The organism is Hyphomicrobium sp. 2TAF46 (genome assembly GCF_052114865.1).
GTDB lineage: Bacteria > Pseudomonadota > Alphaproteobacteria > Rhizobiales > Hyphomicrobiaceae > Hyphomicrobium_B.
The window spans coordinates 188128-208510 of sequence record NZ_JBFRFO010000004.1 but is presented as its reverse complement, the minus strand read 5'-3'; the positions used below and the strand labels follow the sequence as shown (position 1 = coordinate 208510).

Here is a 20383-nt window from a genome sequence, read left to right as displayed (position 1 = left end):
TCGTCTCCGATAATTCCGCGATCGGGACAGGGTCGCGGCGATATCAGATGCTGCTTTGGTCTCGAAACAGCCCCGGCAATCCCCTGTTTGCTTGTGTTCCTGCCCGCTGCTGTTGAACTTTCATAGGTCCGTATGAATACGGACCAGAATTCCCCGAGGGCGCGCTACCGATACGACGGCGACCGGTCTCTCACGATATAGCGATATGAAAATAGATATCGGGGGGCCTCTATGGGGAAATCGAAAGCTTTTGGAATGCCACTTGGTTTGGTCGCATTTTGCGTGTCTCCGGCCACGGCCAGCGACTTAGCAGGTTCCGCACTACGGGACCTGAACATGCCGGCCCCAAGCTACCTTAGGGCCACATCAGACGAGGATGCGACTGACGCCATACAAGAGTTTTTTGCCCGCTGGCAGCAAATCGCGCACGCCGCCAAAGCTACGCAGCCCGATTGGATGACGCCGCTCGCGACCGTGACGCCGAGGCTCGAACAGGAGTTTCGTTCCGACCAATTTTTCGAGCAAATGGGCAACGGCGGCCATCTCAACGTCTACGATGGGGGCAAGGGCTTCGAATTCATCCCGACGATGACTAATGAAGTCCTGATCAATCTTCCACCCTACGATCAACGGACGCACGTCAAGCAGGCCTCAGGTTGGGGCGATTGGCCTGCATTCACCATCAAACAACGTCTCATCAGCGCGAACAAGCAAGACGGCGATTATATCGTGACGGCCTTCTTCGGCGTTCAAGCACCTACGGGCGACGATCCGTTCACCAATGATGCCTGGGTGGTGACGCCGACACTCGCAGCGGGCAAGGGATGGGGCGATTTCGACATCCAGGCGACAGTCGGTGTTCCAATTCCCCTCTCACATGAAAGCGAGATTGGAACCTCGATCGTGACGAACGTCGCCTTCCAGTACCACATCGGCCAGTACTTCTGGCCGGAGTTCGAAGTCAACTATACCCATTGGGCCGACGGCGCGCGCAGCGGTAAAGATCAGGTATTTCTGACGCCAGGGCTCATCCTCGGCCGATTCAAAGTTTGCGACGACAGTAATTTGATTGTCGGTGCCGGTTATCAGTTCGCGGTCTCTCCGAAAACCACGTCGCCCGTTCTCACGCCGACTTACGACAGCAACTGGATCATCACGACAAGGCTCTCGTTCTGATGACGTCCATATCGTAGATCTACCGAGGGGCTCGCCAGCCGTTCTGAGATAACGCAATTCGCTTATAGTCGGGCCGTTAAAGACCCCAACTTCGGCCCAGCTTGAACCAAGGCTGGGCTTTTTTCTTCCTTTCGCAATTCCGTCGAAGAACTTCCGCTGTCGCCTCGATAGTGAGCATTGTTGACATGGCCCGCCCAGGCGCGCTGTCGAATCTTTCTCGCGCGGCAGAGATTGGCCGCACTTCCATTCCTACAAATACCTTCCCGTTGCTGACTGGCCGGCGCCGGCGGGGCTGCAGTTCCATATGCTGGGTGCTTTGGCTGAGTTTGAGCGGTTGCTAACTAGCGAAGATGAGCGGTGACGCATTGTAAAACATGAATGTCGCGAGCACGTTCGTAGCTCATCGGTATACAGACATGGCGAGTTCTTCGGCTAAGGGCCAGAAGCGGACATTCGTCGCGAAAAAGGGCGAGCTGCGGGCTCAGCCGTTTGCATTAGGCCGAATGCCTGTGGAGTCTTGGTGATAATTTCAAGCTCCCCACAAGCTTGGTTGCCGAGTTTGAAACTTACGTCAGCCCGCTTCATCGTCTCGGAGACGGACCGAAAACGTCGCGAATTTGTGTCAGTAGCTCAAGGTAACTGACTCAGTCCTGCAGTTTCTAACCGTTCATCGGATGATCAAGGGGGCCATAAAGCGGCCGCCGCGTTCTTACTCTCGATCTCACCCGTGAAGTTTATCGCAAGCGAATTTGGCTCGCTGGCACGTCGACAGAGAGTGATCGCACTGATGACGGCCTCCCCTCCGATTTGCGAAAATCTCGCTGAATTGTTTTTGCACGCGCAGATCTATCATGCGGCGAATCTGTCATCTGAAGCCGAAGCCTTATGTCGCCGCATCCTGGATCTCGATCCCGGGCATGTCTTTGCGCTAAAAATGCTAGTCTTAATTCTTCTCGATAAGGGAGACGACACCCAAATTGAGAGCGTTCTCCAAGAACATCTGAAAATATATCCAAACAACGGGGCAAGCCTGCAAGGGTTGGGGCAGCTAAGGGCGCGACAGGGCGATGACGAGGCCGCGGTAACCCACTTTCGCAGCGCCGGCGAAAATCTGCCTCTTCACGCTCCTCTCTTCAACGACCTCGGCGTGTCTTTGAATCGATTGGGGAGGATGACGGAGGCGCTCGAAGCGTTTGAACATGCAGTTCAAGTCGCGCCCAATTACGAGTTGGCTCACAGCAATCGAGGCATGGCGCTTTTAGATTGCGGGAGATTCGATGAGGCCATGCATGCACTGTTAACGGCGTTGATCAACGCTTCGCCGGACCCAAGTGAAGCTCGTACGTCAATTCTTCAAAATCTGGTGAAGGCCGCAGACAAATCTGGAAAGCTACACCTAGCCGAGCCAGTTGTACGCGCCGAGGTTGAAAACAATTACTCCGCCGGAGCCGCCGAACAACTGGCTTTCCTTTTAGATTCGTCTCAGCGCTCACACGAGGCGAAGAGTGTTCGAAATCATCATGCGCGGCGAGCCGGCGTTAAATGGAGCGGCGCTACAAAGGAATCCAAAGCGACCGTTCTCATACTTGGCGGCGTCGGCGGAAATCACGTGCCGACTCGTTATCTGATCGACTCAGAAATCTTCTCATCAATCTCGGTCAGTCTCCTGACCGTCGATCAGCCCGACGCTCCCCTCGGCTTCGTTGATATTGGAGTACTGGAACGTGCAGATGTAATTTTTAATGCTTTGGGAGATGCGGATGTTGATGACGGGCAACTGCTGTCGGTTCGCGCAGTTTGTGAAAAATTGAACAAGCCGCTTCTCAATCCGCCCGAACAAGTTCTTCGAACAGGCCGTGATCATGCCGTCGAGCTATTTGGTGATATCGCGGCGCTGATCGTGCCAGCTACCTCAAGGAGGACGCGAGCAGAACTCGCCGATCTGTCCATCGACGCTCCGCTGCTTGCGCGGCCGATAGGTGATCATGGCGGTGAGCGCTTGGCCTTGCTGCGCAATGAATCGGAAAAACACGAGTACTTAGCTCGCAATCGACACGAGCAACTTTTGTTCACATCGTTCTACGATTTTCGATCATCCGACGGCTATTGGCGCAAGTATCGACTGATCTTCGTAGATCGCCAAGTGTATCCGTACCATCTTGCGATCGGAGAAGATTGGCTCGTACATTACTGGCGCGCTGGAATGGCGCGGGCAGAGTGGAAGAAGAGAGAAGAGGAACAGTTTCTGGCCGATTGGCGAGCCGTCTTTGGCCCTTCGGCCGCAAATGCCGTTGAGGAAGCCGCCCGTCGACTGAATCTCGATTATTGCGGGATGGATTGCGCTCTGATGAATGATGGCACCGTTTTGCTCTTTGAGGCCAACGCTTGCATGTTAGTGCATCTCAACGAGCCAGCAGCTGCATTTCCATATAAGCATCGGTACGTGCCGAACATCCGCGATGCCTTTACACGGCTGGTGCTTAAGTGCGTGTAGAGACATCCCGCCGAGTACACGACACCGTCTCCGACTAGCTTCCATCAGCCCTCGTCGCACGAGCGTAAATGAGGGAATTTGAAAAAAAGCCTTGTCTAAAGGACACTGGTTAGCCACCAGGATTACAATGATGCAGGCGGTTCTGTGCCTGCGTCGAAATGATGACGCGCCACATTTTCACAGCGCGCGATCTGGCCGAATCCGTGGTGATGATTGCGGAATATCGCCGCTGGTATCGCACGCTGCTCTGAAGGAACACGGACACTGCATCCATTGAGAATGCGTAGCACATCCCCATACGGGCGGCGTGCTGCGTAAAACCCCTTCATCAAGTCTAAGCCCCGAAGCTGCGGCAGCCCCCCGCTTGGGGTCAAATTAGTTGCACGAACGCATGCCGGTTTAGCAGGTTCTCGAATGTCTCGAGGCGATTAAGCTGCTCTTGATAAGGTCACCGGGGTAGGTTCCGAGATCCTTCGGGGACGACACATAGATTCACACGTCTTAGGTTGCACTCGTTGAATTATTTTTTCCGGCCGAAGTCCGTCAGCTCCACCGTATCGTTGCGGATGATATGCCCGCCCTGGCGAACAATCAAACTGCGCTTCGCCCAATGATCCAGCTCGGGGCTATACCATGTCTTCTGCGTGATTTCGCTGAAGCGCGAGGGAGTCCTATTATTCCGCTCTGTGAATTTTGACTCGATGATGAAGGTGTCGAATGCTCCAACCTTGGTCGTCACCGTCTCCTTGCCGATGACATGGGCGCTGCCACTCCGCTTAAACGTTACGCCCGTGTTTGAATTCTGGCTGTTGCTTGTGAACTTCCACTCGGCATTGACTGCCAACGGTAGCCGAACGCCGGTTCCGTCATTCGGTGTATAACGGAAGGCCTCGTCCGAGAGTATGTTCCATGATCGATCGTAAACAATAACTCCCGACCGTCCGTTGCCGACAATGTCAAAGCGTATGGTGACGTCATTTTTTGACAAATCGGTAATCAGGACAGTTCGCGTTGCCGTAAGCTTGCCGCTGATCTCGTCGGTAACTTGATAGGTCCAGTGGTCGCCGACGGCCGGGTCTTGCATGTTTGCGGCCGCTGGCGGAGTCGAGTTTGTCTGGGCGGCAGGGTCATCCGCTGCGCCGGCGGACGAGATTAAAAAGAGGAACATGACTCCCGCGAACAATGAGCGCAACATTGTAAACTCCGGAGATAAAGCTGGCGGGGATAATGACGTTCAGCGTCGGCCGCAATCGACGAGCGCGAGGGACAAGTTCTGGGTAATGTGGCCGTTCTCCTCTACCTTCGTTGTCCTTTTTACCCAATGATCAATCGAAGGCGCATACCATGACGTCAAGGTCTCCAGGTATTTCTTGGTGGGATTGTTGATGTTGTGCGCATTGATCACGGTCTCAATCTTGAATGTATGAAATGTCCCGGCATCTGTTGTTATCGTCTCCTCGGCCTCGACCTTTGATGAGGAGACACGCGCCTCAGTCGCACTGCGTCCTTGGAACACAAATGTGTCCTGACGCCCTTGGAACAGAGCTGTGTCGTGGCTTTTCCAAGTGCTCCCCACCTTCAGTGGCAACTTCACGCCGGTGCCGTCCCCTGGGGTGAATTTCCAGACAGGACCATTTTTTATATTCCAGAGATTGTCGTAGACGAAGGACGCAGCCGAGGGCCCGCCAACTGTTTCGCTCCGCACGCTGATTTCGGTCGGCGTGATATCGGTGATAGTTTCGGTGTAGGTGTTTTTGAGAGTTCCCGTGATCTCATCATGAACTTCGTACGTCCAATGATCGCCAACCATTGGCTGATCCATCGCAGCCGCGTCCGACGTGTCAGCGGCGGACGTACTGGCGTCAGGTCTTCCGTCAGTCGGAGCTGTTTGGGCGGTGGTCGGACCGGATTGAAACGCGGCAAGCGATGCAACGAGGATTGCGGCAGCAAAACACCGCCGCCTCTGACTGGTTCCTTCGAGAAGAGTTCTCAAAGCACCCCCCTGCGCCCTGTGCAGTTGCGGGCGTGCCATAGCACCACCACGTGATTACGCCCATCGTCCAAGTGGTAGAGTTGACGCGCGGTTGCCATAGAACCGCAGCCGGCGATCTTTCCTGGCTGGAACGGGAGCGTGATCCGCAAGGCGAGCGCGAATTGGTAACGATGAGCAAGGGTTTCGCGCTCCTGCAGCCCGGCAAAGCCCCGCGCCGTGTTACGAATGTCCGAGACGACAAGATCCTGTCGAGCTGGTTCTGGAAGCCGTCATTCGAGCAACGCCGTTGCCTGGTGCCCGCGTCTTCCTACTGCGAGCCTGATAGTGGCGAGCCTGCGAAGCGGCATTGGTTTGCGGTCAATCGCGATGAGGACCGGCGTCTGTTTGCGTTTCCGGGAATTTGGCAGCGCTGGGTTGGGCCCGTGAAGAAAGACGGCCCTACCGTCGAGCTGGACGTCTACAGCTTTATGACTACGGCGCCGAACGCGCTGACAGGCTCGATCAATCACGAACGGATGCCAGTGCTGCTGTCGAAGGAAGACGAATTCGAAACGTGGCTATCTGGGTCGCCGTCAGAAGCCTTCACGTTCGCGCGGAGCTATGATCCCGCCGCGATGCGGATCGTTCAAAGCGGCTTCGACAAGGAAGATCTGTTGGGGCGCCCGAGTGCAGAACTACCGATTCTGTTGTGATGAGGGGCCATGATGCCGATGCTCGGTTTCTGTTACGATCCTTCGTAGGCACGACATGGCGTAACTTCAGCTTGGAGAATTTCAGCGGCGCGCTTAAGGCCAGCCTCAAAGCCGTCTTCAAAGCCATCCCGATAGCTTAATTGGTTCGACTCTCCGAGCACTGCGTCGATGGTCTCTTTTGAGTAATTCATCCTATATAGATACAGGTTCTCAAGGGCCGCTTTTGCTGCCTCACGTTGATTTTCCATCAAGCCTCCATCGCGTCGTTGGGAGCGCAAGATGGTTCGCTAATTTGATTGCTGAAATGTTAGCGGTTCCAACCTGGTGTCTGTTTCGCGCACTGTGCTCGTGTCATTCAGGATGGCTGGGGCAACTTTTCCGCGATCAATCCATGCGCGGAGTGACGCTGCGCTGCGCCGGTTAAGGAAAAGCTGAACCCTAACGCCTTCGCGGCTCCGGCTTGTAGAGCGCGTAGAGCCATTCCGGCGCGACACGCTGGCGTAGCGCACGACAGCAACCGCTTCGAGCATAGCGTCTCTATCGGAGAGATCCGGCACCACTTCTTTCATCGCGGCAATCGCGGGCGTCATCAACGCCAGCCGGTATGGGCCGAGATGGCCTGTTCCTCGTTTTGGTCGAGCAAATGTCAGAAGAGGTTGTCGACTCGAAACGAATAGCCAAGACCAAAGATGTAAGATGGTGCGGCGGCGTTCAGACCAAACGCAGCATGAAAGTCAATCTGCTCAGTTTTTGTGAGACGGTAGGCACCGCCTGAATTCAACATAAGTTGGCTTACTCCGCGCTCGGGGTAGTCGCCTACGTATTCGACGAATACATCGGCATGCTCGCCGATCTCCTTCTCCAACGAGAAGGTTGTCTCGGTGATGATCTTATTGTCTGAGTTTAACGGTGAGAAGAATGCGGTATCCATGCCGTTTAGAGCCCACCCGCCGCCAAGTTCCCATGACCAGGGAAACTGCAAATAAGGTTGGACCCCGCGGCCAGCGATGCTTGATGTCCCGGTCGGCAGGGCTGTCCCAACCACGACCGAGAGATCGAATATTTTAGGCACTGGACTTATCTGCCACTTGATGGCCGGAGTTACGTCGGTTGCGCCCGAGTTCGCTTTACCGCTGAGCACAGCGAAGTAGTTCGGAATATCAACTAATACTTCGAGGCACGGCGCGATGCCAAGGCGAAGCCTACTATTGGTGCCATCAAAGATGGTTGCGCCGTCGTGTCTACTCAAATTGACGCCGTTCTCGCTTTGAAAACTACCTGTCGGTACGACGAGACTCGAATTGGTCACATCAGGCCGATCGGTAGCAATTTCGTCTTTGCTCGTTGGGCATCCGTCAGCGGCTATAGTGGGGGCGCTAAAACCCACCAACAACAAAAGCCCCATCATCAGCAACGGAATAAATGATCTGGCAAACATGAGGCGTCCAGCCAAGGTTTGCATCTCGTATCACTTTAACCGGCTCTGGGGTTCCATCGCATTTCGCGAGGCTGACTTCACATTTTCCGTGTGATATTCAAGCCACAAAATTAGCCCGGGGCCATGCGAAACCTCCGGATTCGAACTTCGCTTAGGACTTACAACGACTCCAAAATCTGCTCGGGCGTGTAACCGAGCGCGGCATTCCAGATGATGTGAATTTCACTGTCTGCGGCCTTCACGAGACAGCCCGGCAGGCTCTTGGCAAAAATCTCATCGAGCTTTTTCGCCACGGCGTTGCACGACAGCGAACTTTGGGCTGGCAGGCTGAAACTGAACGAGCCAACCGGGCTCACGTAGCCGTCGCCCAAGCCGATGCTTTGAAGGTAACGATCAAAATCGTCACGCTCGAAGCCGCTGCGACTGGCCGAGAGCTTCGTCTTTTTCAACGCGCCGCTTTTGGCGAGCCGATCCACCTGGCGCAGCGATAGCCGTAAGGCCGTGGCGACTTCGGCGCGCGTGACGTGATCAGGTAGCGGCTTTCCCATGTCATCGAGATTCGGTGAGTCGCGGGTAGCCGACAACCGTCACCTACCGGGTCACCAGCGGGATATTCAGAGACTTCGGGGTCTTTGGTAAAATTCGCTAAGATATTGTTTCTATTGGCTCCGCGGGTAGGATTCGAACCTACGACCATCCGATTAACAGTCGGACGCTCTACCACTGAGCTACCGCGGAATGCCGGAAAGCGCCCCGCATAGCAGAACGTATCCGCGCTGGCGAGACCTTCGGGTCATTTTGTTTGGCGCTTCCAACGTCACATGGCGGCGACAAGTGGAAGCACGCATCTGGAAGGCGAAGACCCGGCGCGAAATCGGCGTGGCACGCGCGGGTTCAGTGTCCTCCCGACGGGGGTGGTTGGTAGCCTTCTTTGGCGGGACGCGCAAGGGCCGAAACCTGCCATGCCTGCGATTGCGTGGGCCCATCCGCGCCGGCCGGATTCATGATAGCGTCGCGGGCATTTCGTGAGAGATGTGCGCGTGCCGTGATGATCCGCGGCCCGAGATGTTGGAATCCGTTCGAATGAGCAGTTTCTCGATTGTATGGCCAGCGATCGCCACGGCGTTTCTGGCGTCTTTGGTCGAGGCGGTCGAAGCCTTCACGATCGTCCTTGCCGCCAGCACGTTCCGAGGATGGCGGCCTGCAATCCTTGGCTCCGTGATCGGCATGGCGGCGTTGGCATTGATTGTTGTCGCGCTCGGACCGCTTCTCAGCCTCTTTCCCATTCACGCACTGCAATTCGTCATCGGCGTGCTGCTTTTGCTCTTCGGCATGCGATGGCTGAGGAAAGCTATCTTGCGCGCTGCCGGCATCATTGCGCTCCACGACGAGACGCTCGCCTTCGCCAAGGAAACGGCGAACATTCGCGGTGAAGCCGAACGCCAAAAATCGCGCCTCGACTGGATTGCGGGCCTGACGTCGTTCAAGGCCGTCTTGCTCGAAGGTCTCGAGGTCGTCTTCATCGTCATCGCGATCGGTTCGGTGCGAGACATGATCTGGCCCGCCAGCATCGGCGCACTCGCGGCATGCGCTCTCGTTCTGATGATTGGACTTGCCCTTCATAGGCCGCTGTCGCGCGTGCCCGAAAATGCGCTGAAATTCGCGGTCGGCATCATGCTATCGGCATTCGGCGTATTCTGGACTGGAGAAGGGCTAGGCATCGCTTGGCCCGGAGAAGACCTCGCGATCCTCGAATTCGTCGGCGTGTTCTCAATCACCGCCTTCGCGCTTTCGGCGTTGTTCCGGCGGACAGGCGCAAGGATTCCTCAATGACGGCGATGCGAGAAATCCTCAACAGCCTGATCGGTCTTTTTCTCGACGACGAGTTCATGGCCATCGCCATTCTTGCCGTTGTTGCGGCGACCGCCTTTCTGACACTCGGACTTGCAGTTCCGGCATGGTGGGCAGGCGCGTTCCTGCTTCTCTCCGTGGTTTTGGTTTTGGCAGGAAGCGTCCTGCGAACGGCGCGAAGGACAGCGCGGCGAGACTGAAGGGGAAATATGGGAGCCGCGCCGTTGGGAAGCGGCACCGCATCCAGAGCCCACCTGAGCGACGCATCGCGGGGCGGTGTCAAAACCGGCGGTTTCGAACACTGCTCCCAAAAGTCTCGGACTGCCGGCGAGAGCAGTTCTTCGGCGTCGAAATGAACCGGTTTTCTATGAAGATTTATGGAGGCCACGCCCGGAATTGAACCGGGGTACGCGGATTTGCAGTCCGCTACGTAACCACTCCGCCACGTGGCCTCTCTGCGTTCGAGCGGCTGTCTCTATCCCGGCTTGAAGCGGAAACCGAGAGTTTCGGAAATGCTTCCGCTGAACCAAGACGGGACACCCGCCGACCGAACGGGCATCTAACATAGACCAGTCTCTCCTTACAAGCCGTTACGGCCGCGAACGAAATATCCACATGCGACGGCGTTCCCATCGCGCTCGGGTGGCGCGTCGTCTATAGAGATATTCTCGACGAAGGAATCTCGCGGGCGGGGAGACGAGCGATGGCGGACGTCGCATTGCAGCGCAGGAATATGGTCGAAAGCCAGATCCGTCCGAGCGACGTGACCGACCGGCGCATCATGGCGGCCATGACGGAGATTCCGCGCGAGAGATTTCTTCCTGACCGGCTTGCGAGCCTCGCTTATAGCGACGAGCTGCTGACGATTGCGCCAGGTCGGGACACCTTGCCACCGCGGGTGCTTGCGAAGCTCATCCAGCTTGCAGAGCTCGATGCCGGCGACAATGTGCTCGTGATAAGCGAGACGGGCTACGCCGCAGCCCTTGTCGCGCAGATGGCGAATAAGGTCGTGTCGCTCCTCGCCGACGGAGAGGCCGTCAAGGCCGCCAAGGAAGCTTACGCTTCGCTCGCAATCGGCAATGTCACAGCTGTCACCGGCGCAGCCGCATCGGGTTGGGCGGCTGCCGCGCCCTACGACGTCGTACTGATCGAAGGCGGCATCGAGAAGGTGCCCCGCGCTATCGAGGAGCAGATACGCGAAAACGGCCGCTTGGTCTCGATCTCGCTAAATGACAAGATTGGGCGCGCCGTCGTCCTGCATAAGCGGGCAGGACTGTTCGCGAGGCGCGATGCCTTTCAGGCCGCCGCGCCTCTAGTTTCTGGTTTTGCAGAGGCTCGGCCAGCGTTCGTCTTCTGATTGTTCGCGTCGTGCTGCAAACGGGTCACAGATAGGTGTGTTTGCGCGTATATCGACGGGATTTATTAGGTAAAGAGTTAAGGGGAAGCCTCGGGGGAAGCGCGAAAAAAGCAACTCTTTCGAGGAAATTAGCGGAGACCACTGGCGTGGCGTGAATAGCGCCATAAGTTATCCGTCGGACTTCATGGGGCTGAAACCGTTTAGTCGACGTTGTTCGAATCGGCTAGACGGAATGATTGGGGGGCCACTCTCTTCAGTAGGGGCTGTGAGTGGTATCAGGTGAATTCAATTGGCTAAAAGCAAAGTCAAAGTAGCACGCAACGACGCGACCTCGGTCGGGCGTTACGCTTCGAAAGCCTTGTTGGCTTTCACGATCGGCATCGCCATGACCGCGACAGTGCACGCGGAGACGTTGCTCGACTCACTGACGGCCACGTATCAGTACAGCCCGACGCTCGACTCGGCACGCGCGACGCAGAGAGCGCGCGACGAGGATATTTCGCGAGCGAATGCCGGCTACCGGCCCGACATCAACTTCTCGGCCAACGTCGGGCGCCAGCACAACACCACGGTGTCTCCGGTGGTTGGCGCAACGACAAGCTCCAACACCTCTCCGCGAGGATATGCCATTGACATGGTGCAGCCGCTCTTCACCGGCTTTCGTGTCACCAACGCCGTCAACGCAGCCGAAGCCAACGACCGCGCCGGGCGCGAAACGCTGAGGCAGACCGAGCAGCAGGTTCTGCTCGACGCCGTGACCGCGTTCGGTGACGTGACCCGCGATCAGGCGATCGTGAAGCTCAACGAGAACAACCTGAAGTTCCTCGACGCCGAGTTGAAGGCGCAGCGGGATCGTTTCAGCGTCGGCGAAGTAACCAGAACCGACGTTGCGCAGTCCGAAGCACGTCGCGCGCTCGGTCAATCGAGCCTCGACCAGGCCAAAGCCAACCTGAAGTCGAGCCGCGCCATTTTCGAACAGGTCGTCGGCCACCCGCCGGCGGGACTTGTGGAAGCAAATCCGAACACCAAGCTCGTCCCGCGCTCGCTCGATGAGGCCATCGCGATCGGCACGAAGGAAAACCCGCAGGTCGTACAGTCTCTGTATCTCGAGCAGGCGCAGCGCTTCACAGTTGACCAGATCCGTGGCGAGCTGCTCCCTCAGGCGCAACTTGAAGCAAATTATACGGATCAGTTTGACCCCTCGCAGGGTATCGACGAGGCGTCCTCGGCGTCCATTGTCGGCCGTGTGAACGTCCCGATCTATCCTGCGGGCGGCGAAGTCTACGCCCGCGTGCGGCAAGCCAAGCACAATCATATTGCGGCGCTTCAGCAGATCGAAGTATCGCGCGCGGCATCGCAGTCGCAGGTTGTGCAAGCCTGGTCGCAATTGCAAGGCTTCAAGGCCCAGCAGGACTCGGACAAGGCTTCGATCGTTGCCAACACCACGGCTCTCAACGGGGTCAGGGAAGAGGAACGGGTGGGCCAGCGCACCGTTCTTGACGTGTTGAACGCGCAGCAGGAACTGCTTCAGTCGCAGGTGAACCTGGAGACAACGAAGCGGAACATTCTCGTCGCGTCCTACACCGTTGTTTCCGCCATCGGCCGTCTAAGTGTCTCCGAGGTTGGCGCCGCTACGGCCGTATATAATCCGGAAGTTCATTACCTCGAAGTCCGCAACAAGTGGTTCGGACTGGACATCACCCACGGCGACGGCCGCCGGGAGCATGTGGACGTGGCGCCGATCAAGTGATCGGCGCCGAACTTATACTTTGCCAGGGCTGGATTTTTTGCCCGAAAGATTTAGATTTCAATGTGTGCCGCCGCCTTGAGAGCGCCGCTCTCCGGGGATAACTGCTCGTGAGATCGTTGCGGATTTTCCGCAACCTGACACCATGCTGGATCTCGGAAGGACCCTGGTGAGTCCAAGAGTGGGCAAGAGCGGGTGGGGTGCGGTGAGTTCGCTATGCTGTCAGCGAAGACGGCCTAATTGCGAAAAAGGTAGGGTATGTCGAGACTTGAATCCACAGCCGAGCCGAGTATGGAAGAAATCCTCGCCTCGATCCGCAAGATCATCGCGGAGGATTCATCGGGTCTGAGATCGCCGTCTTCTTCGCCGTCATCCCCGACGTCTCCACGAACGGGTGCCCCGTTTTCTCCGGCGGCCCGACCAGCGGCCGCGCCGTCGCCCATGCCGCAGCGTGGATTTATGTCGCGCGAGGCTTTCCTGAAGTCGTCGCAGCCGATGGATCCCGAGCCGGAGATCAAGCCGGCCCACACGCCCTCAAGTCCATCACGCTCCATCGATGCGCGGCGTGACACCGGCGCCGCTGCAATCAAGGCCGAGCAACGGTCATTCACGCCCATCGAGAAAAATGACTTCCACGAGGTGGAGTCCGTAGCGAAGCCGCACAACGGATCTGCGGCGCGAGACAGCGTGTCGATTGAAACGATAACGATCGAGACGATTTCGATCGAAACCGTCGCCAAAAAGACCGAACCCGCAGAGAAGCACGTCGTGCTCGATGCCGAGCCGGTCGAAGTCCATCCCGTAATCGAATCCGATGCGGCGCGAATTGAGGCTCAACTGACCGAGCTGTTGAGTGACGATCTGAACGCCCTGCGCGAAGGTCGCGACGCACCGGCCGCAGATGCCATCGTCGCCAAGGAAAAATCGTCGTTCGAAAAGCCGGTGAAGGCGGCGGCAGATCGCAGCGAGCCGGCCGACGCCGCCGATCCATTTGCCTTCGATCTTGGCCCGTCTCCTTTCGCCAAAGCGGCGCCCGAGCCGGCGCCCGAACCCAAGCTTGAGCTCATTCCGGAGCCGAAATTCGAAACCAAGGCCGAGCTCAAGTCTGAACCGAAGATCGAACCGAAGCTCGAACAGAAAATCGAGACGAAGCCCGAGCCGAAGTTGGAACCCGCGCGGCCGATCGAAACGTCGCCAGTGGCGCAGTCACCGGCGACGCCATTCGAACAACCGCGTAGCCCCGCATGGCCGCCCCGTTCAGGCGACCAAGAAACGCCCGTGAACGGCGCGGTTAACGGCTCGCACGCAGGTCATCTTATCGAAACGGCCAAAGACCCGGTCTTCGGACACGCGGAGCCTGCGGCCCCGGTGCCACCGCCGAAGCCGCGTCAGACGTTTGTCGTCCCGAGCGTGTCCGCCACTCTCGGACCGTCGCGCCAGCTCGAACCGCTCTCGAACGCGTTCCGTCCGGTCTTCGGCCTCAGTCACCAGGAAAAGCCGCTTCCGACAGCCGAGCTTGCGCCCGAGCTTGCGCCCGAGCCGCCGCGCGTGCCGGAATCCGTTCGTGAACCCGTTCGTGAACCCGTTCGTGAACCCGTTCGTGCACCGGGACCCGCGCCATCGCCGGAGTTCGTCCGCGCCAATCCCGCGCCATCGGCTGCACCGGCACTTCGCAGCGAAGCGAGCGACTCCGCTCTCCACACCGGGGATTTCCCCCCGCTCTCGACCGAGTTGAGCGGCGATCGTCCGATGGAAGATGCGGTCGCCGATCTGCTGCGGCCCTTGCTCAAAACATGGCTCGCCGAAAATATGCCCAAAATTCTCGAGCGGGCTCTTCGCCGCGAAATGACCGAGCGGCTGCTGCCAGGCCAAAAGAGCCCCCGCGAGTAGTCCATTGATCAGCGCCGGAAATCCATCTCCATGAAAATGGAGGTGCGCCGGCGCTTATCCACACCTCCTGTCGCTACAACAAATTTTTTCTTGCGAGTGGCTTTCGCCACACGGTTGCCGCGACCTCGCCGTAGGTTTTTCTTGAGCGGGGGGACGCTTCGATCACTGCGTAAATGATCGGGACGCCCGCTACGTCACTGGGTTGATGGGGCGCATTTCAAAAAATCTCATCTGTCCAGATGCGACGAACCGGAGGGGCATCAACGGGGCTGCCGACGCGGTTCTGCGAATTTGAAGTTCGTACGCAGAAGAGGAAGCGTCATGACAATGATGAATGGTGCGAAGCACGACGTCGAAGACATTCTGGCATCGATCCGGACCAGCATCGCCGATCGATCTCCGATGTTCGAAAGTGAGAAGCGCGAAGTCCGCATCACGACTCTGCGCGGGCGAAGCGCGATTGCAGATGAGGCCGCGGAGTTCGAGCTGCCGGCAATTTTCAAGACAGCGGCACCGAATACCTCCGAGCGGCCCAATTTACTTGGGAGGCTGAGTGAAGCATTGGCATCAAGTGGACAACATGAGCGCGATCGCTCCCGCACGGTAATTCCGTTCGAGCCGGCCCACGGCCGCATGATCGAGCCGCCGCCGGTCACCCTCCATCCTGCCAAGGAAGATGACGCCGCCGCGGTCGAGAAGATCACCCACGAAAACGACAGCATGAAGCGCAACATGCCGACGTTTTTTGACACCCGCTTGAATCGCATGAGCGCCATGTCGCAGCCGGTCGAGGAGCCGCGGGTCGAAGCCGCGCCGAAGCCCGCCGCCGAGCTTCCGCAACCGCCCCGGCTGCCCGAACTTCACGTATCCGCCGAGCATCCGTCTGAGGGCGTAGATGACGTGGCTGCCCAGCTTTTGCGGCCCATCCTGAGACAGTGGCTAACCGAGAACATGCCCAAAATCGTCGAAAAGGCGCTCTTGAACGAGGCCGGGAACACCCCGCCAAAAGGGCCCTCGCGTCGTTGACGCGAGGACCAACTACAACCGGACAAGTTCCGGCCATTGGGGAGCGACGGTTGACAGCCGGCGAAGGTCGGCCGTACCACCGGGGTCCAAAACCTCGGCCCGATAGCTGATAAGCGACGCTCCCTCCAATGCTTGAAAAGACTTTTCGACCGGCCGAAATCGAGCCGCGTATCAATTCCGAATGGGAGAGGGCCAACGCCTTCAAAGCCGGACGGAGTGCATCAGGCGGCAAGAACGCCGCCTATTCGATCGTCATTCCGCCGCCCAACGTCACGGGCTCGCTCCATATGGGGCACGCCCTGAACAATACGCTGCAGGACATTCTCGTCCGCTTCGAGCGTATGCGCGGCCGCGACGTTCTCTGGCAGCCGGGAACGGATCACGCGGGCATCGCGACGCAGATGGTCGTCGAGCGCCAGCTCGCCGCTGAGAAGCAGCCGTCGCGCCGCGAACTTGGCCGCGAGGAATTCCTGAAGCGCGTTTGGACGTGGAAGGAAGAGTCGGGCGGCACCATCGTCACGCAGTTGAAGCGTCTCGGCGCCTCATGCGATTGGACGCGCGAACGCTTCACGATGGACGAGGGCCTGTCAAAGGCCGTCGTGAAGGTCTTCGTGCAGCTCTACAACGAAGGGCTGATTTACAAGGACAAGCGCCTCGTCAACTGGGACCCGAAGTTCCAGACCGCGATTTCCGACATCGAAGTCATACCTGTCGAAGCGCGCGGCAAGTTTTCTTGGTCGAAAGACAGCGGCGAGCCGTTCGACGCGGCGGCGCTTGCGAAGGTGCTTGCGAAAGAACCGAGCGGGCACATGTACCACTTCCGCTATCCGCTGGCGGAGAAGGTCGCTGGATACGACAAGGACTACATTGTCGTCGCGACGACGCGGCCCGAGACGATGCTCGGCGATACCGGTGTCGCCGTGCACCCCGATGACGAACGCTATGCGGCGCTGATCAAAGCCGGCGCCAAGGTTAAGCTGCCGCTCGTCGGCCGCGAGATCCCGATCGTCGCTGACGAATATTCCGATCCCGAGAAGGGCACCGGCGCGGTGAAAATTACACCTGCGCACGACTTCAACGACTTCGAGGTCGGCAAACGTCACAATCTAGCGCCGATCAACATTCTCGACGCCTTCGGCAAGATCAACGATGAGGCGCCGGAGACTTATCGCGGTCTCGATCGCTTCGACGCGAGGAAGAAAGTCGTCTCCGACATCGACGCGCTGGGCCTGCTCGAAAAGATCGAGCCGACGGGTCACACCGTGCCGCACGGAGATCGCTCGGGCGTCGTCATTGAGCCATGGCTCACGGACCAGTGGTACGTCAACACAGGCGAGCTTGCGAAGCCCGCAATCGCCGCTGTCGAAGGCGGCAAGACCAACTTCGTCCCGAAGAACTGGGAGAAGACCTATTACGAATGGATGCGCAACATTCAGCCCTGGTGCATTTCGCGCCAGCTCTGGTGGGGTCATCAGATTCCGGCATGGTACGGACCGGATGGCAAATACTTCGTTGCGGTCGACGAAGACGAAGCCAAGGTTCTGGCGAATAGACACTACAGCCAGGACGTTCTGCTGACGCGTGACGAAGACGTTCTCGATACGTGGTTCTCCTCTGCGCTCTGGCCGTTCTCGACGCTTGGATGGCCCGACGAGACGCCCGAACTCGAGCGCTATTACCCGACGAGCGTCCTCGTCACCGGCTTCGACATCATTTTCTTCTGGGTCGCCCGAATGATGATGATGGGCCTCCATTTCATGAAGGAGGTGCCCTTCAAGGACGTCTACATGCATGCCCTCGTTCGCGACGAGAAGGGGCAGAAGATGTCGAAGTCGAAGGGCAACGTCATGGACCCGTTGGTGCTGATCGACGAGTTCGGCGCCGACGCATTGCGTTTCACGCTCGCGGCCATGGCGGCGCAGGGCCGCGACATCAAGCTCGCGAAGTCACGCGTCGAAGGCTATCGCAACTTTGCAACGAAGCTCTGGAACGCCTCGCGCTTCGCCGAAATGAACGAGTGCGTGCGCCAGCGCGATTTCAATCCGAAGTCGGCATCGCTGACCTTCAACAAATGGATCGTCGGCGAAGCCGAACTGACATCCAAAGCGGTCACCAGTGCGCTCGAAGCCTACAAGTTCAACGAAGCCGCGGCCGCAATCTATGACTTCGTCTGGGGTCAGTTCTGCGACTGGTATCTGGAATTGATCAAGCCGGTGCTGGCGGGCGACGAAGATGCCGCCAAAGCCGAGACGCGCGCCGTGACGGCCTGGACGCTCGATCAGATCCTGAAGATGCTGCATCCGTTCATGCCCTTCATCACCGAAGAGCTTTGGACGCACATGGTCGAATACGGCGTGAAGCGCGACAGCCTTCTCGTCCTCAGCCAGTGGCCCAATCTCGACGGGCTCGTCGAAACGGACGCCGTCGAGGAAGTGAATTGGCTGGTGAACCTCATCTCCGAAATCCGCTCGGTGCGGACGGAAATGAGCGTGCCCGCCGGCGCGAAAATTCCGCTCGTCATCGTCGGCGCTGACGACAAGATCCGCGAACGCGTCCGCCGCAACGACGAAACATTGCGGCGCCTCGCGCGCCTCGACGAAATCGACTTCGATGAGTCGGCCCCGAAGGGCGCAGCGCTGATCGTGGCCGGTGAAACGACGGCGGCGCTGCCACTCGCTGGCATTATCGACATGGCGGCCGAGAAGCGCCGCCTCGCCAAGGCCATCGAAGGCGCCGAAGGCGACCTGAAGAAGATGGACGCCAAACTCTCGAACCCGCAGTTCATCGAGCGCGCCAAAGAGGAAGCGATCGAGGAAGCAAAGGAGCGGAAAGCCGAGTTGGAAGCCGAGATCATCCGCTTCTCGGCCGCCCTTCGCCGCATGGAAAGCGTCTGAGAAGCGCTTCCGATTTGCGGGCTACTTGTAGAAGGCGCTCGGCGTCGTGCCGAAGTGCCTTCTAAACATCGCTGTGAATGCGCTCTGGCTCGCGTAGCCGCTGTCCACCGCAACGTCGATGATTTTATCGCCGCGAGCGAGACGTTCGAGCGCTGAGAGCAAACGCGCCTGCTGACGCCACTGTCCGAACGTCAGCCCCGTTTCCTTCAAAAATAACCGATGTACGGTTTTGGACGTCACGCCGAAGCGATCCGCCCAATCCCCGGCCGTGCTGATGTCGTCTGGAGACAGCAGCAGAGCTTCGCAAATCGTTCTCAACCGGATGTCGTCAGGCATTGGAAGATGTAACGGCAGCACATTGAGCTCGCGCAGCTCATAGAGGAGAAGCTGCATGAGGCACTCGTCGCGCGAGCCACTTTCGTAATCGACAGGAACCTTCACCGCAGCAACGATCAGTTCGCGCAACAGGGGACTTACCGCAATCACGCAGTTGCCCTGGGGCAGGTGAGGCGAGGCATCCTGATCCACAAAAACGGTGCGGATCTTCACGTCTCCGCGCATCTCCACTTCGTGCTCGAGCCCAGCCGCCAGCCACACCGCACGATTGGACGGGACGACCCAGGAGCCCGCCGACGAGCGTACGATCATGACGCCCGAAACGGCGAAGAGAAGCTGCGCGCGCGGATGGCTGTGCCGCCCCGTCGAAGAACCGCTCGGGTAGTCGACTTCCATCGCGGCCATCGGGCGAGCGGTCGCGTGGAAATTCAAGTGGCGTGAAAGAAGGTCTTCGAGCATGTCCCAATCTCGATAAGATTGGTTACCCTAGCGTGAGACTGACCGATCCGAAAGCCCTACGACCCAAAGCCCATTTCGTAGGACTACGGACATCACATCATGCTTAGCCAAAGACTCGCTTTCCTCTATCCGTTCCTCGCCATCGTTCTGTGGGCCGGCAACGTCATCGTCTCGCGCCTGTCGGCGCACACCATCGGACCACAGGCGATCACGTTCTATCGTTTACTGTTCGCGGTCATCCTCATGAGTACGTTCGTCGGCCGAACGGCGTGGCGAAATCGAACGGCGATCTGGCCTCATATCGGCGAGTTCGCGATTCTCGGCTTTCTAGCGATGTGCCTGTTCCAGAGCCTCTCCTACCTCGCTGCCGAGACGACGACAGCAACGAACATGGCTGTGTTTACGGCACTCACCCCGCTGCTGACGGTGGCGCTGAGTGCAGCGCTGCTTGGCGAACCGCCGACGTATGGCGTGGTCTTTGGCGGCGCCCTTTCCTTCGGAGGCCTTCTTTATCTCGTAAGCGGCGGCGACATCTCCGCATTGCCGAGAAATGGCATCCACCCCGGCGACGCGCTGATGCTGATCGCGGCGTTTGTCTATGCGCTCTACGGCGTGTTGCTGAAACGCTGGGACCTGCCGATCACCGGATGGCAATCGACGTACATGCAGGCGCTCTGCGCATTGACCGCGATGTTTCCTGCATTCCTCGCGACCCCCGCGCCGCTCCGTCAGCTGAACGCCGAAACGCTGCCGTTGATTGCGTATGCAGGCGGCCTCGCGTCGGTCGTGTTGCCATTTCTCTGGATCCGCGGTGTGCAGCAGCTCGGACCGAACCGCTGCGCTGTGTTCATGAACCTGCTGCCGGTTCTGACCGCTGCGGCGGCGATCGTGATGTTGGGAGAGCCGGTGAAACTTTTCCACGTCATCGGCGCAACGCTGACACTTGCAGGGGTCGGATGTGCACAAGCGTTTCGGAAACCGATAATCGCCGCAGCCGACGTGCCACGAGCGAACAGCGGGTGACGAGGTT

Annotated in this window: 17 protein-coding genes and 2 tRNA genes; 11 read left to right on the top strand and 8 right to left on the bottom strand. The window is 58.4% G+C overall.

Annotated elements, in window-relative coordinates:
* Positions 1 to 336: 336 nt before the first annotated feature.
* Positions 337 to 1176, top strand: coding sequence for a hypothetical protein (locus AB4Z24_RS10530; protein WP_441708117.1), 840 nt, complete (start codon positions 337 to 339; stop codon positions 1174 to 1176).
* 727 nt (positions 1177 to 1903) lie between these two features.
* Positions 1904 to 3670 carry a tetratricopeptide repeat protein gene (locus AB4Z24_RS10525; RefSeq protein WP_441708115.1) on the top strand — a complete coding sequence of 589 codons (1767 nt, stop codon included), beginning with the start codon at positions 1904 to 1906 and terminating at the stop codon, positions 3668 to 3670.
* Positions 3671 to 4190: 520 nt separating this feature from the next.
* Here AB4Z24_RS10525 and AB4Z24_RS10520 read toward each other — a convergent pair.
* Together AB4Z24_RS10520 and AB4Z24_RS10515 are read right to left on the bottom strand one after the other, a co-directional pair.
* A complete protein-coding gene (locus AB4Z24_RS10520; protein WP_441708113.1) occupies positions 4191 to 4838 on the bottom strand; it encodes a hypothetical protein in 648 nt (215 codons plus the stop codon).
* Positions 4839 to 4904: 66 nt separating this feature from the next.
* Positions 4905 to 5480 (bottom strand): TapB family protein, encoded by a 576-nt coding sequence (locus AB4Z24_RS10515; RefSeq protein WP_441708111.1) that lies wholly within the window; start codon positions 5478 to 5480, stop codon positions 4905 to 4907.
* A 233-nt stretch (positions 5481 to 5713) separates the two neighbouring features.
* On the opposite strand from AB4Z24_RS10515, the gene AB4Z24_RS10510 reads away from it, so the two are divergent.
* Entirely contained in the window at positions 5714 to 6355 is a 642-nt protein-coding gene (locus tag AB4Z24_RS10510) for an SOS response-associated peptidase (protein ID WP_441708109.1), read from the top strand.
* A gap of 32 nt (positions 6356 to 6387) precedes the next feature.
* On the opposite strand, the gene AB4Z24_RS10505 is transcribed toward AB4Z24_RS10510, so the two are convergent.
* The 4 genes from AB4Z24_RS10505 to AB4Z24_RS10490 form a co-directional block, all read right to left on the bottom strand.
* Positions 6388 to 6603, bottom strand: coding sequence for a hypothetical protein (locus AB4Z24_RS10505; RefSeq protein WP_441708107.1), 216 nt, complete (start codon positions 6601 to 6603; stop codon positions 6388 to 6390).
* Positions 6604 to 7001: 398 nt separating this feature from the next.
* Complete coding sequence (locus AB4Z24_RS10500; protein WP_441708105.1) at positions 7002 to 7793, bottom strand: transporter; 792 nt, start codon at positions 7791 to 7793, stop codon at positions 7002 to 7004.
* 158 nt (positions 7794 to 7951) lie between these two features.
* A complete protein-coding gene (locus tag AB4Z24_RS10495; RefSeq protein ID WP_441708103.1) occupies positions 7952 to 8341 on the bottom strand; it encodes a hypothetical protein in 390 nt (129 codons plus the stop codon).
* Between the two features lie 115 nt (positions 8342 to 8456).
* A tRNA-Asn gene (locus tag AB4Z24_RS10490) sits at positions 8457 to 8531 on the bottom strand.
* Positions 8532 to 8876: 345 nt separating this feature from the next.
* Here AB4Z24_RS10490 and AB4Z24_RS10485 point away from each other — a divergent pair.
* Both AB4Z24_RS10485 and AB4Z24_RS10480 read left to right on the top strand, forming a co-directional pair.
* Positions 8877 to 9626 (top strand): COG4280 domain-containing protein, encoded by a 750-nt coding sequence (locus AB4Z24_RS10485; protein ID WP_441708101.1) that lies wholly within the window; start codon positions 8877 to 8879, stop codon positions 9624 to 9626.
* Positions 9623 to 9844: a hypothetical protein gene (locus AB4Z24_RS10480; protein WP_441708099.1), complete on the top strand. Its 222-nt coding sequence runs from the start codon at positions 9623 to 9625 to the stop codon at positions 9842 to 9844. The genes AB4Z24_RS10485 and AB4Z24_RS10480 overlap by 4 nt, the downstream gene beginning before the upstream one ends.
* Positions 9845 to 10022: 178 nt before the next feature.
* On the opposite strand, the gene AB4Z24_RS10475 is transcribed toward AB4Z24_RS10480, so the two are convergent.
* A tRNA-Cys gene (locus tag AB4Z24_RS10475) sits at positions 10023 to 10096 on the bottom strand.
* 251 nt (positions 10097 to 10347) lie between these two features.
* On the opposite strand from AB4Z24_RS10475, the gene AB4Z24_RS10470 reads away from it, so the two are divergent.
* From AB4Z24_RS10470 to AB4Z24_RS10450, 5 genes are all read left to right on the top strand, one after another.
* The gene (locus AB4Z24_RS10470; RefSeq protein ID WP_441708097.1) at positions 10348 to 11001 is read left to right on the top strand and encodes a protein-L-isoaspartate O-methyltransferase family protein; all 654 of its coding nucleotides are present in this window, start codon (positions 10348 to 10350) and stop codon (positions 10999 to 11001) included.
* A gap of 289 nt (positions 11002 to 11290) precedes the next feature.
* Complete coding sequence (locus AB4Z24_RS10465; protein ID WP_441708095.1) at positions 11291 to 12751, top strand: TolC family outer membrane protein; 1461 nt, start codon at positions 11291 to 11293, stop codon at positions 12749 to 12751.
* A 255-nt stretch (positions 12752 to 13006) separates the two neighbouring features.
* Entirely contained in the window at positions 13007 to 14638 is a 1632-nt protein-coding gene (locus AB4Z24_RS10460) for a DUF2497 domain-containing protein (RefSeq protein ID WP_441708093.1), read from the top strand.
* A gap of 321 nt (positions 14639 to 14959) precedes the next feature.
* Positions 14960 to 15664, top strand: coding sequence for a DUF2497 domain-containing protein (locus AB4Z24_RS10455; protein ID WP_441708092.1), 705 nt, complete (start codon positions 14960 to 14962; stop codon positions 15662 to 15664).
* Positions 15665 to 15792: 128 nt separating this feature from the next.
* Positions 15793 to 18558: a valine--tRNA ligase gene (locus AB4Z24_RS10450; protein WP_441708090.1), complete on the top strand. Its 2766-nt coding sequence runs from the start codon at positions 15793 to 15795 to the stop codon at positions 18556 to 18558.
* Between the two features lie 21 nt (positions 18559 to 18579).
* Here AB4Z24_RS10450 and AB4Z24_RS10445 read toward each other — a convergent pair whose 3' ends face one another.
* Entirely contained in the window at positions 18580 to 19353 is a 774-nt protein-coding gene (locus AB4Z24_RS10445; protein WP_441708088.1) for an AraC family transcriptional regulator, read from the bottom strand.
* A gap of 99 nt (positions 19354 to 19452) precedes the next feature.
* Between AB4Z24_RS10445 and AB4Z24_RS10440 the strand changes: the two genes are divergently transcribed.
* The gene (locus tag AB4Z24_RS10440; RefSeq protein ID WP_441708086.1) at positions 19453 to 20376 is read left to right on the top strand and encodes a DMT family transporter; all 924 of its coding nucleotides are present in this window, start codon (positions 19453 to 19455) and stop codon (positions 20374 to 20376) included.
* Positions 20377 to 20383 lie beyond the last annotated feature (7 nt).

Excerpts from the sequence above, each read along its gene's own strand:
- AB4Z24_RS10515 (WP_441708111.1), bottom strand. The coding sequence starts at position 5,480 with ATGGTTGGCGATCATTGGACGTACGAAGTTCATGATGAGATCACGGGA.
- AB4Z24_RS10440 (WP_441708086.1), top strand. The coding sequence starts at position 19,453 with ATGCTTAGCCAAAGACTCGCTTTCCTCTATCCGTTCCTCGCCATCGTT.
- AB4Z24_RS10445 (WP_441708088.1), bottom strand. The coding sequence starts at position 19,353 with ATGCTCGAAGACCTTCTTTCACGCCACTTGAATTTCCACGCGACCGCT.
- AB4Z24_RS10530 (WP_441708117.1), top strand. The coding sequence starts at position 337 with ATGCCGGCCCCAAGCTACCTTAGGGCCACATCAGACGAGGATGCGACT.
- AB4Z24_RS10485 (WP_441708101.1), top strand. The coding sequence starts at position 8,877 with ATGAGCAGTTTCTCGATTGTATGGCCAGCGATCGCCACGGCGTTTCTG.
- AB4Z24_RS10495 (WP_441708103.1), bottom strand. The coding sequence starts at position 8,341 with ATGGGAAAGCCGCTACCTGATCACGTCACGCGCGCCGAAGTCGCCACG.
- AB4Z24_RS10470 (WP_441708097.1), top strand. The coding sequence starts at position 10,348 with ATGGCGGACGTCGCATTGCAGCGCAGGAATATGGTCGAAAGCCAGATC.
- AB4Z24_RS10455 (WP_441708092.1), top strand. The coding sequence starts at position 14,960 with ATGACAATGATGAATGGTGCGAAGCACGACGTCGAAGACATTCTGGCA.
- AB4Z24_RS10480 (WP_441708099.1), top strand. The coding sequence starts at position 9,623 with ATGACGGCGATGCGAGAAATCCTCAACAGCCTGATCGGTCTTTTTCTC.
- AB4Z24_RS10460 (WP_441708093.1), top strand. The coding sequence starts at position 13,007 with ATGTCGAGACTTGAATCCACAGCCGAGCCGAGTATGGAAGAAATCCTC.
- AB4Z24_RS10500 (WP_441708105.1), bottom strand. The coding sequence starts at position 7,793 with ATGTTTGCCAGATCATTTATTCCGTTGCTGATGATGGGGCTTTTGTTG.
- AB4Z24_RS10505 (WP_441708107.1), bottom strand. The coding sequence starts at position 6,603 with ATGGAAAATCAACGTGAGGCAGCAAAAGCGGCCCTTGAGAACCTGTAT.
- AB4Z24_RS10520 (WP_441708113.1), bottom strand. The coding sequence starts at position 4,838 with ATGTTCCTCTTTTTAATCTCGTCCGCCGGCGCAGCGGATGACCCTGCC.
- AB4Z24_RS10450 (WP_441708090.1), top strand. The coding sequence starts at position 15,793 with ATGCTTGAAAAGACTTTTCGACCGGCCGAAATCGAGCCGCGTATCAAT.